This window comes from Coralloluteibacterium thermophilum (genome assembly GCF_042654365.1).
Lineage (GTDB): Bacteria > Pseudomonadota > Gammaproteobacteria > Xanthomonadales > Xanthomonadaceae > Coralloluteibacterium > Coralloluteibacterium thermophilum.
Genome location: NZ_JBHSGG010000020.1, coordinates 1 through 15,798 on the forward strand (window position 1 = coordinate 1; position 15,798 = coordinate 15,798).

At 73.2% G+C, this 15,798-nt stretch carries 14 protein-coding genes; 5 read left to right on the plus strand and 9 right to left on the minus strand.

Going from position 1 to position 15,798, the window contains the following annotated elements; all coding sequences use genetic code 11:
- Nucleotides 1-585: 585 nt before the first annotated feature.
- Complete coding sequence (locus ACFO3Q_RS17380; protein ID WP_465251330.1) at nt 586-1,422, plus strand: hypothetical protein; 837 nt, start codon at nt 586-588, stop codon at nt 1,420-1,422.
- On the plus strand, nt 1,407-2,834 hold the full coding sequence (locus ACFO3Q_RS07360; RefSeq protein WP_377004000.1) for a mechanosensitive ion channel domain-containing protein: 1,428 nt from the start codon (nt 1,407-1,409) through the stop codon (nt 2,832-2,834). The genes ACFO3Q_RS17380 and ACFO3Q_RS07360 overlap by 16 nt, the downstream gene beginning before the upstream one ends.
- Before the next feature lie 3 nt (nt 2,835-2,837).
- Here ACFO3Q_RS07360 and ACFO3Q_RS07365 read toward each other — a convergent pair whose 3' ends face one another.
- The 7 genes from ACFO3Q_RS07365 to ACFO3Q_RS07395 form a co-directional block, all read right to left on the minus strand.
- Nucleotides 2,838-3,770 (minus strand): nucleoside hydrolase, encoded by a 933-nt coding sequence (locus ACFO3Q_RS07365; RefSeq protein WP_377004001.1) that lies wholly within the window; start codon nt 3,768-3,770, stop codon nt 2,838-2,840.
- A gap of 143 nt (nt 3,771-3,913) precedes the next feature.
- Nucleotides 3,914-5,980, minus strand: coding sequence for an ATP-dependent DNA helicase RecG (recG, locus tag ACFO3Q_RS07370; protein ID WP_377004032.1), 2,067 nt, complete (start codon nt 5,978-5,980; stop codon nt 3,914-3,916).
- Nucleotides 5,981-6,031: 51 nt separating this feature from the next.
- Nucleotides 6,032-6,415, minus strand: a complete 384-nt coding sequence (locus ACFO3Q_RS07375; protein ID WP_377004002.1) for a RidA family protein — start codon at nt 6,413-6,415, stop codon at nt 6,032-6,034.
- Nucleotides 6,416-6,518: 103 nt separating this feature from the next.
- Nucleotides 6,519-8,684: a RelA/SpoT family protein gene (locus tag ACFO3Q_RS07380; protein WP_377004003.1), complete on the minus strand. Its 2,166-nt coding sequence runs from the start codon at nt 8,682-8,684 to the stop codon at nt 6,519-6,521.
- A gap of 150 nt (nt 8,685-8,834) precedes the next feature.
- Complete coding sequence (rpoZ, locus tag ACFO3Q_RS07385; RefSeq protein WP_377004004.1) at nt 8,835-9,131, minus strand: DNA-directed RNA polymerase subunit omega; 297 nt, start codon at nt 9,129-9,131, stop codon at nt 8,835-8,837.
- Between the two features lie 114 nt (nt 9,132-9,245).
- A complete protein-coding gene (gene gmk / locus ACFO3Q_RS07390; RefSeq protein WP_377004005.1) occupies nt 9,246-9,887 on the minus strand; it encodes a guanylate kinase in 642 nt (213 codons plus the stop codon).
- Nucleotides 9,888-9,953: 66 nt separating this feature from the next.
- The gene (locus ACFO3Q_RS07395; RefSeq protein WP_377004006.1) at nt 9,954-10,817 is read right to left on the minus strand and encodes a YicC/YloC family endoribonuclease; all 864 of its coding nucleotides are present in this window, start codon (nt 10,815-10,817) and stop codon (nt 9,954-9,956) included.
- Nucleotides 10,818-10,890: 73 nt separating this feature from the next.
- Between ACFO3Q_RS07395 and rph the strand changes: the two genes are divergently transcribed.
- The 3 genes from rph (at nt 10,891) to hemW (ending at nt 13,600) form a co-directional block, all read left to right on the plus strand.
- Complete coding sequence (gene rph, locus ACFO3Q_RS07400; protein ID WP_377004007.1) at nt 10,891-11,616, plus strand: ribonuclease PH; 726 nt, start codon at nt 10,891-10,893, stop codon at nt 11,614-11,616.
- Nucleotides 11,617-11,688: 72 nt separating this feature from the next.
- Nucleotides 11,689-12,282 carry an RdgB/HAM1 family non-canonical purine NTP pyrophosphatase gene (gene rdgB / locus ACFO3Q_RS07405; protein ID WP_377004008.1) on the plus strand — a complete coding sequence of 198 codons (594 nt, stop codon included), beginning with the start codon at nt 11,689-11,691 and terminating at the stop codon, nt 12,280-12,282.
- Nucleotides 12,283-12,439: 157 nt separating this feature from the next.
- A complete protein-coding gene (gene hemW / locus ACFO3Q_RS07410; protein ID WP_377004009.1) occupies nt 12,440-13,600 on the plus strand; it encodes a radical SAM family heme chaperone HemW in 1,161 nt (386 codons plus the stop codon).
- A gap of 108 nt (nt 13,601-13,708) precedes the next feature.
- Here the strand turns inward: hemW and ACFO3Q_RS07415 are convergent, their stop codons facing one another.
- Both ACFO3Q_RS07415 and rraA read right to left on the minus strand, forming a co-directional pair.
- Nucleotides 13,709-14,938 carry a S8 family peptidase gene (locus ACFO3Q_RS07415; RefSeq protein WP_377004010.1) on the minus strand — a complete coding sequence of 410 codons (1,230 nt, stop codon included), beginning with the start codon at nt 14,936-14,938 and terminating at the stop codon, nt 13,709-13,711.
- 329 nt (nt 14,939-15,267) lie between these two features.
- Nucleotides 15,268-15,750, minus strand: coding sequence for a ribonuclease E activity regulator RraA (gene rraA / locus ACFO3Q_RS07420; RefSeq protein ID WP_377004011.1), 483 nt, complete (start codon nt 15,748-15,750; stop codon nt 15,268-15,270).
- Nucleotides 15,751-15,798: the final 48 nt, after the last annotated feature.

Consider the following 15,798-nt stretch of genomic DNA (forward strand, 5'->3'; position numbering starts at 1 on the left):
GATGCCGCGGCCGCCGCCCAGGCGGCCTACGAGCGCGATGGCGGCGCCGCGCGCGAGGCCGCCGCGCTGGCCGCGGCCGCGGCCTGGCGCCGCGCCGCTGCCGAACGCCTGCGCGCGGAGGCGGCGATCGCGACGCTGCCGGTGCGGCAACGCCTCTACGAGGTGCGCCAGCATGCGCAGGAGCGCGCCGTCGCGGCCGCGCAGCGGAAGCTCGAATTCCTGCTCGACCAGCTGGCGGTCCGGCGCGAGGCCGCCGTGGTGGCCCTGCACGCGCGCGTGGTCGAGGCGGCGACGCCACTGATCCGGCAGCAGGACGAGAGCGGCGCCGTGCAGGCGCAGGCCAGGGCCATGCTGGACTACGCGGACCGCCTGCTGGAGCGCGACCGGGAACTCGCGGCCGCACGTGCGGCCGTCATCGCCGCTGCCAGCGATGCCGAGCGGGCCGCCGAGGTCCTGCACGCGACCGAGGCGCGCCTGCTGCTGGGCGAGGCGGGCGATGCGCTGGCGCTCACCCTGCTGCGCCAGCGCGCGCGGCTGGAGAGCGCGACGGCGACCGCAGTCCGGCTGGCCGAGGTGCGCCGCCGCATGAGCAGCGCCCGCCTGACCCTGATCGACCTGCGCGAGGCCCGCGAGGCCCGCGACGCCTCGAACCGGCCCCGCGACGATGCAGCCGATGTCGACGCCCTGGCGCCGCTCATCGCCCTGCGCCCGGGCCTGCTGGACGAACTGGCCCAGGCCAACCGCGAACTCGTCGCCGCGCTCGCGAGCCAGGAAGCGGCGCTGCAGTCCCAGCTCGCCAGCCTCAACCGGCTGGACGCCCTCCTCGACCGCCGCCTCCTCTGGACGCCCAGCCACCCGCCCGTCGATGCTGGCTGGCTCCGGCGGCACCCGGAAGGCTGGCGCGCCGCGCTCGATCCGGCGCCGGTGGCACGGGCACTGCAACGCCTGCGGGACGCACTGCCCACGCAATGGCCGCTCCTGGCCGGCGGCCTCGCCCTGGCCGCGGCGGCGCTGGCGATGCGGCTGCGCCTGCCGCGGCGCCTGCGCGCCTTCGCCGCGCCGCTCCGGCAGGTCCGCAGCGACCGCTTCGACGCGACCGTCGCGGCCCTGCTGCTCACCCTGATCGCCGCCCTGCCCGGCCCACTGGTCCTGGCGACGCTGGGCGCCGCGCTGGAACAGGTCTCCGCCGACAGCCGCGCCGGCATGGCGCTCGCGCAGGCGCTGCTCGCGACGGCGCCGGCCCTGTACGCCATCGTCCTGCTGCGCCTGCTGGTCCGCGAGGACGGCCTTGCGCAGGCGCACCTGCGCTGGACGCCGCAGCGCTGCGCGGCCCTGCGCGACCTCGCCCGATGGCTGGTGGTCCTGCTGCCGGTGCAGTTCGTCCTGATCCACGTCTNCTGCTGCCGGTGCAGTTCGTCCTGATCCACGTCTTCGTGCGCCAGCACGAGGTCGCCCTCGACGTGGTGGGCCGCGACCTGCTCCTGGTGTGGTGCGCGGTCGCCGCCTGGGCGGTCTGGCGCCTGCTCGCCCCCGACGGCGTGTGGCACGCGCGACGGCGGCGGGCGGAGCCGAGCCGCGCCCGCCGCGCGCTGCGGGTGACCCTGATGGTCGGCGCGGCGCTGCTGGCGGCCCAGGTCCTGCTGGGGTACACGGTGACCGTCGGCACGATGGTCCACGCCTTCTGGATGTCGTGCCTCGCCGCGCTGGCGGTCGGGCTCGTGCGCGGCCTGGCCGAACGTTGGTTCCTGCTCGGCGAGCGCCGCCTCGCGCTGTTCCGCTACCGCCGGCGCCGGGATGCCGCGCGGACCGCCGCGCACGGCACCGAGGAGAACGTCGAGCCGGATCCGGACAGCCTGCCGCTGGACCGGGTCAGCGCGCAGCGCCGACGCCTGCTGCGGGCCCTGACCGTGCTGCTGGCGGCGATCGCGCTGCTGTGGATCTGGGGGCCGCTGCTGCCGGCGCTGGACCGCCTGGACGAGATGCGCCCCTGGGACTCCGAGACCAGCCTGCGCGCGATCCTCTACGGCCTCGGCATCCTGGCCGCGACCGCCGTGGCCGCGCGCAACCTGCCCGGCTTCCTCGAAGTGGCGCTGAGCGCGCGGACCCGCCTCGACGCCTCCACCCGCTACGCCGTCACCAGCATCGCGCGCTACGTGATCGTGATCGGCGGCGTGACCATCGGCCTCGGCCTCCTCGGCATGCGCTGGAACAACCTGCAGTGGATGGCCGCGGCGCTGACCGTGGGCCTCGGCTTCGGCCTGCAGGAGATCTTCGCCAACTTCGTCTCCGGCCTGATCCTGCTGGTCGAGCGCCCGTTCCGGATCGGCGACCAGATCACCATCGGCGAGTTCACCGGCACCGTCACGCGCATCCGCACCCGCGCCACGACCCTGGTCGATTTCGACAACCGCGAGGTGGTGGTGCCGAACAAGGCCTTCATCACCGATCGCCTGATCAACTGGACGCTGAGCGACACCCGCACCCGCGTCGTGGTCAGGGCGACGGTCGCGCGCGACGCCGACCCGGACGCGGTCCACGGCGTGCTGCTCGCCGCCGCGCGCGCGCATCCGCTGGTGCTCGCGGAGCCCGCGCCCTGGAGTTCGTTCGCCGGCATCGGCCCGAACGGCCTCGACTTCGAGCTGTTCGTGCACGTCCGCGCGCTCGCCGACCGGGGCGAGGTCGTCAATGCGCTCAACAGCAGGATCGTGCGCGACCTGGAGGCCGCCGGCATCGGCCTGGCTTTCGCCCAGATGGACCTGCGCGTGCGGGAGGAACGGCCGGGCTCCGCCACCGCACCGCCACCGCCGCCGGCACCCGGTCCGGCGGCGGGCTGAGGCTCAGGACGCGCCGACGGCGGCGCGCAGCCGCGCCTCGAAGCGGGCGCGGTCGTAGGCCATGAGGATGCGCGCGTTCGCGGGCCGGCCCGAGCGCGACTGCCAGTCCACCACGGTGGCGCCACGGGTGAGCGCGCCGGTCAGCTCCATCGCCAGCGGCCGCGCCACGACCTCGCGCGCCGACTCCGGCTCGAGCGCATAGGCCATGGCGAGCGCGTCCGCGGAATGCCAGTCCTCGCCGCGGCGCGCGCGCGACCACGCGCGCGTCTGCCGGGAAATGGCATCGTAGAACCGCGCCCGCGGATCGTCCGCAGCGAGCCAACGGTCGGCGTCGGCGTGCGCGATGCCGTGCGCGAGGGTCGCCTCCCAGTCGGCGAGGTCGAACTGCGGGAAGGCCTCGAACACGATGTGCGCGGCCTCGGGATCGAAGCCGAGATTGAACTCCGCGGGCACGCTGGTGTTGCCGCGGCCGTTGACCGCACCGCCCATCACCACCAGTCGCGCGACCCGGCGGGGCAGATCCGGGTCCAGGCGCAGCGCCAGCGCGAGGTTGGTGAGGGGCCCCAGGGTCACCAGCAGCAGGCGGCCGGCGTGCTCGTGCGCGAGCCGCACGATCGCGAGCGCGGCGTGCTCGTCGCTCGCGGCCCGCGCGGCCGGCACGTAGCCGGTGTCGCCGAAGCCGTCGCTCCCGTGCACGTAGGAGGCATCGTCCGCCGCATGCAGCAGCGGCACCGGGCAGCCGGCGAAGACCGGCACGTCCTCGCGCCCCGCCACCTCGGTGAGCTTCAGCGCGTTGCGCACGGTATGCGCGAGGCCGACATTGCCGGCGGCGACGGTGATGCCGACCACCTCGTGCTTCGGGTCGTCCAGCGCCATGAGCAGCGCGAGGGCGTCGTCCACGCCGGGGTCGGTGTCGATGAGGAGGGGGATGGGCATGGGGTCGGATCGAGCGGGAAAGGGGGAATTGGAGGGTTGAGGGGCTTGGGGCTTGGGGCTTGGGGCCCGGGAGCGGGGCATCGTGCCGCGGTGCGTGGTGTGGGCCAAGCCCTGCCGGCGCTCCTGGCCGTCCGCTCCCCGGCTCACGCGCCGGCGTAGCGGGCGGCACCGCCGACCCAGCGGGCGACGAGACGGTCGGCGCGTTCGGGGGCCTCGGCCAGGAGCAGGTCGGCGCATTCCCGCACCGCGGGCAACAGCGCCGCGTCGCGGGCGAGGTCGGCGACGCGGAAGGCGGCGAGCCCGGTCTGGCGGGTACCGAGGAGTTCGCCGGGGCCGCGCAGCTCGAGGTCCTTCTCGGCGATGAAGAAGCCGTCGCTGCTCGCGCGCATCGCCTCGATGCGCTCGCGCGCCATCGCCGACAGCGGCGGCTGGTAGAGCAGCACGCAGCTCGAGGCGGCCGCGCCGCGCCCGACCCGGCCGCGCAGCTGATGGAGTTGGGCGAGGCCGAGCCGCTCCGCGTTCTCGATCAGCATGAGCGAGGCGTTCGGCACGTCCACCCCGACCTCGATCACGGTGGTCGCGACCAGCACGTCCAGCTCGCGCGCCTTGAACGCGCGCATCACCTCCTGCTTGGCGGCGGCCTTCAGGCGGCCATGGACCAGCCCCACCCGCAGCTCCGGAAGCTGGGCGGCGAGCCGCTCGTAGGTGGTCTGCGCGGCCTGCGCCTCGACCTCGTCGCTGTCCTCGATCAGGGTGCACACCCAGTAGGCCTGGCGTCCCTCCGCGCAGGCCGCGCGGATCCGCGCCACCACCTCGGCGCGGCGTTCCGCGCTGACCGCGACGGTCTGCACGGGCGTGCGGCCCGGCGGCAGCTCGTCGAGCACCGACACGTCGAGATCGGCATAGGCCGTCATCGCCAGCGTGCGCGGGATGGGCGTGGCCGTCATCACCAGTTGGTGCGGCACCTGGCTGCCGCTGGCGCCCTTGTCGCGCAGCGCCAGGCGCTGGTGCACGCCGAAGCGGTGCTGCTCGTCGACGATGGCCAGCGCGAGGTCGTGGAAGACCACGCCGGCCTGCATCAGCGCATGCGTGCCGACCACCACCTGGGCGCTGCCGTCGGCGATGGCCTCCAGCGCCGCGGTGCGGGCGCGGCCGGCCAGCTTGCCGGCCAGCCACTGCACGCGGACCCCCAGCGGCTCCAGCCAGGTGCGGAAGTTCGCCAGATGCTGCTCGGCGAGCAGCTCGGTCGGCGCCATCAGCGCCACCTGGCGCCCGGCCTCGACCGCCAGCAACGCCGCCAGCGCAGCGACCACGGTCTTGCCGCTGCCGACGTCGCCCTGCACCAGGCGGAGCATGGGCGAAGGCTCGGCCAGGTCGGCGCGGCACTCGGCGAAGACGCGCCGCTGCGCGGCGGTCAGGGAGAACGGCAGCGTCGCCAGCAGGCGCTCCGCCAGCCGCCCGTGGGTACGGAGCGGCTGCGCACCCTCGGCCTTCAGCGCGATCCGCTGGCGGCGCAGGCTGATGTGGTGCGCCAGCAGTTCCTCGAGGATCAGCCGGCGCAGGGCCGGGTGGCGCCCCTCGGCCAGGGCGGCGAGATCGGTCTCCGGCGGCGGCCGATGCGCGACGGCGAGCGCCTCGCGCAATCCCGGCAGGCCCAGGCGCGCGCGCAGCTCCGGAGGCAGGAGCTCGGGCGCCGCATCGTCCGGCAGCCGCGCGATGGCGGCACCGATGAGCCGCGCGAGCGTCGGCGCCCCCACCCCCTCCACCGCCGGATACACCGGGTCCAGCCCGTCCGGCAGCGGCTCGTTTCGGTCGTCGCCGAGCAGGCGGTAGCTCGGGTGCACGCACTCCAGGCCATGCGCGCCGGGCCGCACCTCCCCGTAGCAGCGGATGCGGCGGCCGACCGCGAACGCGGCCACCTGTGCCCGGTGGAAGTGGAAGAACCGCAGCAGCACGGTCGCGCCGGACTCGTCGGAGACCGCGACCTTGAGCTGCGGCCGGAAGCGGAAGCCGCTCTCCACCGCCTCGACCCGCCCCTCGAACTGGGCGGGCTCGCCCGGCACGAGGCTGCGGATGGGCACGACCCGCGTCCGGTCCTCGTAGCGCAGCGGCAGGTGCAGCCAGAGGTCCTGGACGCTGACGATGCCGCGCGCCGCAAGCTTCTCGGCGGTGCGCGCGCCGCAGCCCGGCAGGCTCACCACCGGCTGCATCGCCGGGTCGGCGGAGCGCGTCGGCACGGGCCGCGGGCGCGGGGCCACGGCTCAGTCGAGGACGAGGACGGCGTCGACCTCCACCTGCGCGCCCTTGGGCAGCGCCGAGACCTCGATGGTCGAACGCGCCGGGTACGGCTGGCTGAAGTACTCGGCCATCACCGCGTTGACCTTGGCGAACTGCGACAGGTCGGTGAGGTAGATGCCGACGCGGGCCACGCGGTCGAGGCTGGCGCCGGCGGCCTGGCAGACCGCGACGAGGTTGTCGAACACGCGGCGCGCCTGCGCCTCGACGTCGCCCTGCACCAGTTCCATGGTGGCCGGATCGAGCGGGATCTGGCCGGAGAGGTAGACGGTGTTGCCGATGCGCGCGGCCTGCGAGTAGGGGCCGATCGCGGCGGGCGCGGCGTCGGTGTGGATGGCGTGGCGGGACATGCGGATTCCTGCGGACGAAGGTGCCGCGGATTCTAGGCGCCGCACCGCCGACTGGCGACCGCGCGCGGCCGGCGGCGCGGTCGGAAAAGCGCGCGCGGCGGCGTCAGATGCGCTGCACGCCGTTGACCACGCCGAGCCGACGCACGCGACGGATGACGTCGGCCAGGTGGACGCGGTTCTTGACCTCGATGCCGAAGTCCATCACCGAGGCCTGCACGTCGCGGTTCTGGTACTCGACGCTCTCGATGTTGGAGTTGCGTTCGGCGATCGCGGCCGCCACCTGCGCGAGCACGCCGGGGCGGTTGATCACCTCGATGCGCAGCCCGACGCGGTAGTCGCCCTGCACGTCGCGGTCCCAGTCGATGGCGACCCAGCGCTCCGGCGACTTCCGGAACTCCGGGATGTTCGGGCATTCCATGCGATGCACGACCACGCCCTTGCCGGCGGTGTGGTAGCCCATGATCTCGTCCCCCGGGATCGGGTGGCAGCAGGCGGCGAAGGTGATGACCGCGCGCTCGGTGCCGCTGATGAGGATCTTCTCGCGCGGAACGGCCTCGGCCACCGGCGCACTGCCTTCCTCGGTCAGCGCGAGCGCCACCTGCGAGGGAATCCGGTTGCCCAGGGCGATGTCGGCCAGCAGGTCCTCGAAGCGGCGGTAGCGCTGCTCGGCGAGGTACTTCTCCAGTCGCGCCGGCGGCAGGCGGTCGAAGGGATGGTCGAGCGCGTCGAGCGCGCGGTCGAGCATGCGATGGCCGAGCTCGACCGCGTCCTCGTGCTCGAGATGCTTGAGCTGCGCGCGGATCGCGGTGCGCGCCTTGCTCGAGGCCACGAACTCCAGCCAGCCCGGCTGCGGCGCCGCCGACGGCGCGGTGATGATCTCCACCGTCTGCCCCGACTGCAGCGGCGTGCGCAGCGGGACCAGCTTCTTGTCGACGCGCGCGGCCACGGCGTGGTTGCCCACGTCGGTGTGCACCGAATACGCGAAGTCGAGCACCGTGGCGTGCCGCGGCAGGGCGAAGATGTCGCCGCGCGGGCTGAACAGGTAGACCTCGTCCGGGAACAGGTCGACCTTGACGTTGTCGATGAACTCCAGCGACGAGGCCGCCACCTGCTGGGAATCCAGCAGGCCGGTGATCCAGGCGTGGGCGCGGCTCTGCGCGCTGTTGGGGCTCTGCCCGCCCTCCTTGTAGCCCCAGTGCGCGGCGATGCCGCGCTCGGCGATGAGATCCATCTCCTCGGTCCGCAGCTGCACCTCGATGGGCGCCCCGTAGGGCCCGAACAGCACCGTGTGCAGCGACTGGTAGCCATTGGCCTTGGGGATGGCGATGAAGTCGCGGAAGCGGCCGTCCACCGGCTTGTACAGGGCGTGCGCCGCACCCAGCGCGTGGTAGCACTGCGCCACGGTCTGCACGACGACCCGGAAGCCGAACACATCCATGACCTGGGCGAAGCTCTTATGGTCCTGGCGCATCTTGGTGTAGATGCTCCACGGGGCCTTGACCCGCCCGACCAGGCGGAACGTCAGCCCCTCGTTGGCCAGCTTCTGCGCCAACTGCGCCTCGATCTTGGCCATGGCCTCCCGGCGCATCACCGGCTGGGTGCGGATGCGCCGCGAGATCACCGCGTGCCGGTAGGGATAGAGCGCCCGGAAGCCGAGGTCCTGCAGCTCGGCCTTGATCCGGTTCATGCCCAGGCGCTGCGCGATCGGCGCGTAGATCTCCAGCGTCTCGCGTGCGATGCGGCGGCGCGCCTCGACCGCCATCGAGTCCAGCGTCCGCATGTTGTGCAGGCGGTCGGAGAGCTTGATCAGGATGACCCGCAGGTCGCGGGCCATGGCCAGCAGCATCTTGCGGAAGCTCTCGGCGGCCGCCTCCTGGCGGTCGCGGAACTTCAGCCGGTCGAGCTTGGTGACGCCGTCGACCAGCTCGGCCACGTCGCTGCCGAAGTCGGCCTCGATCACCTCGCGCGGCAGCGCCGTGTCCTCGAGCGCGTCGTGGAGGATCGCCGCGCACAGCGCCTCCACGTCCATGCGCAGGTCGGCGAGGATGCCGGCCACGGCCACGGGATGGGTGATGTAGGGCTCGCCGGACTTGCGGGTCTGGCCGGTGTGGGCGGCGTCGGCCACGCGGTAGGCGTGGCGCACCCGCGCGATCTGCTCCGGCTCCAGGTAGACGGCGAGCTTGGCCTCCAGCGCCACCACGAAATCGGGCAGCGGAGACGTCTCCGTACAGGCAGGACCATCGGTGGAGGACGGGGAGACGGCGGGCATTGGTTGAGCCTACGGCCCGGCACGCGGATCGGCAACGGCGCCGGCGGGCCGTGCGCGCGCCGGCGGGATTCCATTCACGACGAAGCCGCGCCGGCACCTTCCGCGGCCGGAAGGGCGTGGCGCGGCTCCTGCCGTGCGGGGGATCTCAGGTCAGAGGTCGTCGCCGGCCTTGTCGTCGTCCACCACCTCGGCGGCGGCCCACTCCAGCGCCTCGCGCTCGGCGCGCTCGCGCTGCGCCTTCTCGACCTCGTCGATCAGCGTCTGGTCGACCTGGCGCGCGGCAATCTCGCGCAGGGCGAGGACGGTCGGCTTGTCGTCGTGCTCGCTGTTGTCGAGCATCGCGTCCACGCCCTTGGCCAGCTGACGGGCGCGCTTGGACGCCATCATCACCAGCTCGAAGCGGTTGTTCACCACCTGCAGGCAGTCCTCGACGGTAATACGGGCCATGCGTGTCTCCAGGCGGCCCCGCGGGGCGGTCCGCCGAATCGATGCGTTACGGGACCGCGCATTCTAGCGGGCGCCCGGCAGCGGCGCAAACCGCAGCCAGGGGAGCGACCGCCCTCAGAACAGCGAGCCGGGCGCCTCGACGCCGTCGGTCAGGAGTGCGGTCAGCAGCCGCGAGTGGCGGGCCACCTGCACGTCGCGGCGGAGGCGGCTGGCCGTGAAGATGGCGCACATCTCGTTCACGGCGGTGTCGAAGTGCTCGTTCACGATCACGTAGTCGAACTCGCCGTAGTGCGACATCTCCTCGCGGGCGGCCGCCAGCCGGCGCGCGATGGTCTCCTCGCTGTCCTGGCCGCGCGCACGCATGCGCTCCTCGAGCGCCTTGCGGGAGGGCGGGAGGATGAACACCCCCACCGCGTCCGGCATCTTGGCGCGCACCTGGCGGGCGCCCTGCCAGTCGATCTCCAGCAGCACGTCGCGGCCCTGCGCCAGCAGCGGCTCCACCGACTGGCGCGCGGTGCCCTTCCAGTCGCCGTGCACGTAGGCGTGCTCGAAGAAGTCGCCCGCGGCGATCATCTCCAGGAAGGTCTCGGCGCTGACGAAGTGGTAGTGCTCGGCGTGCCGCTCGCCCGGACGCGGCGCGCGCGAGGTGAAGGAGACCGACAGCGCGATGGACGGATCGCGCGCGAGCACCGCGTTGACGATGCTCGACTTTCCCGCCCCCGAGGGCGCGGCGACGATGAACAGGGTGCCCCTCATGCCGCGGGACCCTCCCGCGAGGGATGCGGATCGGCCGGCGCGCCGGCGCGGGACGGGACTGCGGCGTCATTCAATGTTCTGTACCTGCTCGCGGATCTGCTCGATCAGCACCTTCAGTTCGACCGAGACCTTGGAGGTGCGGGCGTCCACCGACTTCGAGCCCAGGGTGTTGGCCTCGCGGTTGAATTCCTGCAGCAGGAAGTCGAGCCGGCGGCCCACCGCCTCCGGCAGCGCCAGGGTGCGGCGCGCCTCGGCGACGTGGCTGTCGAGCCGGTCGAGCTCCTCGTCCACGTCGAGCTTCTGCAGGCCGAGGACCAGTTCCTGCTCCATGCGCCCGGGCTCGATCGGCACCTTGAGCTCGGCCAGCCTGCCCTCGAGCTTCTGGCGCAGCGCCTCGCGGATCCCGGGCAGCCACTCGCGCACCTGGGCCACCAGGGCACCGATGCCGTCGATGCGCTCGTGCATGGCCGCCAGCAGCTTCTCGCCCTCGCGCTCGCGCGCGGCGAGGAAGTCGTCCACGACCTGCTCGGTCAGCGCCAGCGCTTCGGCCTGCAGGCCCTGGAGGTCCGGCGCCTCCTCGACCAGCACCCCGGGGAAGCGCAGCAGGTCGACGAAGTCCACCCGCTGGCCGGGGAAGTGCTCGGCGATCCGCGCGTGCAGGACCGCGAGCCTGGCCACGGCGGTCTCGTCCACGTCCAGGGCGCCCGCACTGCCGCTGGCCGCGCGCAGCCGCAGGGTGAGATCGACCTTGCCCCGCGCCACGCGCGCGCCCACGCGCTCGCGCAGGGCCGGCTCCAGGGCGCGCAGTTCCTCGGGGAGGCGCACACCGAGTTCGAGGAAACGATGGTTGACGGCACGCAGCTCGCAGCCGAGCGTGCCCCAGGCGGTGGCCCGCTCGCCGGCGGCGAAGGCGGTCATGCTGCGGATCATCGAGAGCCTTCCGGCGCGGGATGGAGGGCGGCGAATGGTAATCTAGCCGGCCGCATTTTTCCGAAGAACGCCCATGACCGTCGCCCGCCCCAGCGGCCGCGCGCCCGACGCGCTGCGCCCCGTCCGCATCGAACGCCACTACACCCGGCACGCGGAGGGCTCGGTGCTGGTGTCGTTCGGCGACACGCGGGTGCTGTGCACGGCGAGCGTGGAGAACCGCGCGCCGGGCTTCCTGCGCGGCAAGGGCGAAGGCTGGGTGACCGCCGAGTACGGCATGCTCCCGCGCGCCACCAACACCCGCAACGACCGCGAGGCAGCGCGCGGCAAGCAGGGCGGGCGCACCCTGGAGATCCAGCGCCTGATCGGCCGCAGCCTGCGCGCCTGCGTGGACCGCGCCGCCCTCGGCGAACGCACCATCACCCTCGACTGCGACGTGCTCCAGGCCGACGGGGGCACCCGCACCGCGGCCATCACCGGGGCCTACGTGGCGCTCGTGGACGCGGTGAACTGGCTCAGGAAGAACGGCGCGATCGCGCGCGACCCGATCCACGGGGCCATCGCCGCGGTGTCGGTCGGCATCTTCCAGGGCACGCCGGTGCTCGACCTCGACTATGCCGAGGACGCGGCCTGCGACACCGACATGAACGTGGTGATGAACGACGGCGGCGGCTTCATCGAGCTGCAGGGCACCGCCGAGGGCCACGCCTTCCGCCGCGACGAGCTCGACGCCATGAGCGCGCTCGCCGAGAAGGGCATCCGCGAACTCATCGCCCTCCAGCGCGCGGCCCTGGCGGAATGATCCTGCCCCGCCCGTAACGCCACGCGTCCGGGCCCATCGCCCCGCCCCAGCCCCCGAGCCCCCGCCCCGTCCATGAAGATCGTCCTCGCCTCCGCCAACCGCGGCAAACTCGCGGAACTGCGCAGCCTCCTCGACGGCTGCGGCCACGAGATCGTGCCGCAGGGCGAGCTCGGGGTCGGCGACGTGGCCGAGACAGGGCTGACCTTCGTGGAGAACGCGCTGATCAAGGCACGGCACGCGGCCCAGGCGACCGGTCTGCCGGCCCTCGCCGACGACTCCGGGCTCATCGTCGACGCGCTCGACGGCGCGCCGGGCCTCTACAGCGCCCGCTACGCCGGCACCCCGACCGACGACGCCGCCAACAACGCCAAGCTGCTCGCCGCGCTGGAAGGAGTACCGGCCGACCGCCGCACGGCGCGCTTCCACGCGGTCATCGTGCTGCTGCGGCACCCGGCCGATCCGCAGCCGCTGATCGCCGAGGGCAGCTGGGAGGGCGTCATCGTGGACGCCCCCCGCGGCAGCAACGGCTTCGGCTACAACCCCGTGTTCCTCGATCCGGCGCACGGCCTCACCGCGGCGGAGATGGACGCCCCACTGAAGAACCGCATCAGCCACCGCGCCCGGGCGCTGTCGCGGCTGCGCGAGGCGCTCGCCGCACTGCGCTGAACGGCAGCCGGCAGCCCGGCAGGCTGCAGCGCCGGCTGCGCGGCCGCAGACTCCCGGCCTGCAGCCTGCGACGGGCCGGCGCGCCGTCGGGAGATCCAGCCTCGCGCAGGCCCGCGTCGCCTCGAACGTGTCCACCGCCCATGCTCCTGGCCCTTCCATGCCCGCCCCCACCCTGATTCCACCGCCGCTCTCGCTCTACGTGCACATTCCATGGTGCGTGCGGAAGTGCCCCTACTGCGACTTCAACTCGCACGGCCAGAAGGGCGCGCTGCCGGTGGACGCCTACGTGGACGCGCTGATCGCCGACCTCGAGCAGGACCTGCCCCTGGTGTGGGGACGCACCGTGCACAGCGTGTTCTTCGGCGGCGGCACGCCGAGCCTCTTCCCGCCCGAGGCCATCGGCCGCATTCTCGACGCCGCCGCCGCACGCCTGCGCTTCGCACCGAACGCGGAGGTGACGCTGGAGACCAATCCCGGGACGGCCGAGCACGGTCGCTTCGACGGTTACCGCGCGGCGGGCGTCAACCGGCTGTCCTTCGGCATCCAGAGCTTCGACGACGGCTGCCTGGCGCGCCTCGGCCGCATCCACGATGCGGCGCAGGCCGAACAGGCCGTGCGCCTGGCGCAGGCGGCCGGCTTCGACAACATCAACCTCGACCTGATGTACGCCCTGCCGGGACAGGACGTGGCGATGGCCGAGCGCGACCTCGCGCGCGCCCTCGCGCTGGAGCCCGCGCACATCAGCCATTACCAGCTCACGCTGGAGCCCAACACCCTGTTCTTCGCGAAGCCGCCGCCGGGCATCCCCGAGGACGATGCGGCCTGGGCCATGCAGGAGCGCTGCCAGGCGCAGCTCGCCGCGCACGGCTACGCGCAGTACGAGACCTCGGCCTATGCGCGCGACGGGCGGCAGTGCGCGCACAACCTCAACTACTGGCGCTACGGCGACTACCTCGGCATCGGCGCCGGCGCCCACGGCAAGCTCAGCACGGGCAGCGACGGCCGCATCCTGCGGCGCTGGAAGCAGAAGCACCCGGCGGCGTACCTGCGGGACGCGGCGACGGACGCGCGGATCGGCGGCGACGAGGCCGTCGCTCCCGCGGCGCGGCCGTTCGAGTACATGCTCAACGCGCTGCGCCTGGTGGAGGGTTTCGACCTCGGCGACTTCGAGGTGCGCACCGGCCTGTCGCGGGAGGCCATCGCGGCACCGTTGGCGAAGGCCGTCGTCGCAGGCTACATCCGGCAGGACGGCGCGCGGGTGGTGCCGACCGAGCACGGCCGCCGCTTCGCCAACGACGCGATGACGCTGTTCCTCTGAGCGCATCGCGGCGCGGGCACGGCTCCGCCCGCGATGGCCGAAGCGACCCGCAGGGCGAAGCGGGAAGGCGGCGCGCAGGCGCCGCCCTCCCGCCATGGCACGCGGTTCCTATCGCGTATACAGCAGCCGGTTCGGCGACCCCGAGCCGATGCCGCTGAGCCGGTTGGTCGTCGCGTTGTTGTAGATCGCGGTGCGTACCGTCGCCGGGCTGGCCGAGGGATTGCTGCCGAGATACAGCGCCGCCGCGCCGGCCACGTGCGGCGCGGCCATCGAGGTGCCGTTGATGGTGTTGCTGGCGGTGTTGCTGGTGTGCCAGGCCGAGGTGATCGAACTGCCGGGTGCGAAGATGTTCACGCAGCTGCCGTAGTTGGAGAACGAGGAGCGTGCGTCGCTCGAGGTGGTGGAGCCGACCGTGATCGCCGCGCTCACCCGGGCCGGCGAGTAGTTGCAGGCGTTGGCGTTGTTGTTGCCCGCCGCCACCACCACCGTGACGCCGCTGTTGATCAGGTTGTTGGTGGCGTTGTCGGTCGCGGTCGAGGCGCCTCCGCCCAGGCTCATGTTGGCGACCGCCGGCAGCACGCGGTTGGCGCGCACCCAGTCGATGCCGGCGATGATGGTGGAGTTCGCGCTGCCGCCGCTGCAGCCGAAGACCCGCACCGGCACCAGGCGCACGGCCTTGGCCACGCCCCAGGTCGAGCCGCCGATGGTGCCCGCCACATGCGTGCCGTGGCCGTTGCAGTCGTTGGTGCCACGACCGTCGTTGATCGCGGTCATGCCGGACAGCACGCGCCCGCCGAAGTTGCCGTGACTGGCGCGGATGCCGCTGTCGATGACGTAGGCGCGCACGTTGCTCGCGGTGCCGTCGTAGACGTAGGTGCCGTTGAGCGGACGGTCGCGCTGGTCGACACGGTCGAGGCCCCAGGTGGCGCCGGTCTGGGTGGCATCGAGGTAGACGTGGCCGTCCTCCTCGACGAACTCCACGCGCGGGTCCTGCAGCAGGCGCTGGATCCCGTCTTCCGACGCGCGCACGGCGAGGCCCTGGATGGCGTGGCTGTAGAGCGTCTCCACGGCGAGGTCGAAGCGGCTGGCGAGGTCCACCGCGGCGGTCTCCACCGCAGCGGTGAGCTCGGCCTGGATCGCCGCCTCGTCGGCGCCGCGGGCGGCCGACACGGACGCGCGGTCGCCGAGATGGTGGCTGCGCACCGCGTCCGGGTTGAAGACGACGATGTACTGCCCCTTGATCGGGTTCTCCACGCGACGCAGCTCGGCTCCCTCGACGGGATCGGCGGCACCGACGGCCAGGGCGATGGCAAAGGCAAGCACGGACTTCTTGATCATGGTTCTTCTTCCTTGTCTCTGGGGTGGTCGCTATGCCGCGCAGCGGCGGCTCCATGTCGCCCGCAACAGCTCCGGCACGCACGACGGCCGCGGACGCGGCGGAAGCCGCGCCCCGCCGACATCCACGGGCGACGGCGAAGACCCTTCGCACACCGGAACCCGAGGTCAAACGGGAAGATGTGAGTTCACGACGAACGGCGGCCGCGCGCCCGGATCTGTGGTGGAGCGCACGGATCCGGCGCGGCGCCGTACAGGTTGATGAAGGCGGTGTTCGCGCCGATGCTGCAGCCCCGCTTGTCTCTCCGTGCCAGCCCGGGCGCCCGCAGGGTTCAGGGCGGCAGCGGGCGATCCGCCACCACGATCCCGCTGCCGTCCGCGTAGAGCCAGTCGCCCGGCAGCACGCGCACCCCGGCGAAGGCGACGGGCACGTCGATCTCGCCGAGACCGCGCCTGTCGGTCTTCATGGGGTGCGCGCCGAGGGCGCGGATGCCGAGGTCGAGGGTGGCGAGGATCTCCACGTCGCGGACGCAGCCGTGGATGACCAGGCCCGCCCAGCCGTTGTCGACCGCCGCGCGCGCGAGCCGGTCGCCCAGCAGGGCGCGACGGCGCGAACCGCCGCCGTCCACGACCAGCACGCGCCCTTCGCCCGGCGCCATGACCCGCTCGCGCACCCGCGTGTTGTCCTCGAAGCAGGCGACGGTGACCACCCGGCCGAAGAAGGCGCGACGGCCGCCGAAGTCTGCGAACACCGCATCCATCACGCGCAGCGCGTCGGGATGCGCATCGCACAGGTCGGGCGTGGAGAAGGGCATGGCGGGCTCCGGGCATCGGCGACGACGAATGTCTAGCACGCGCGGGCG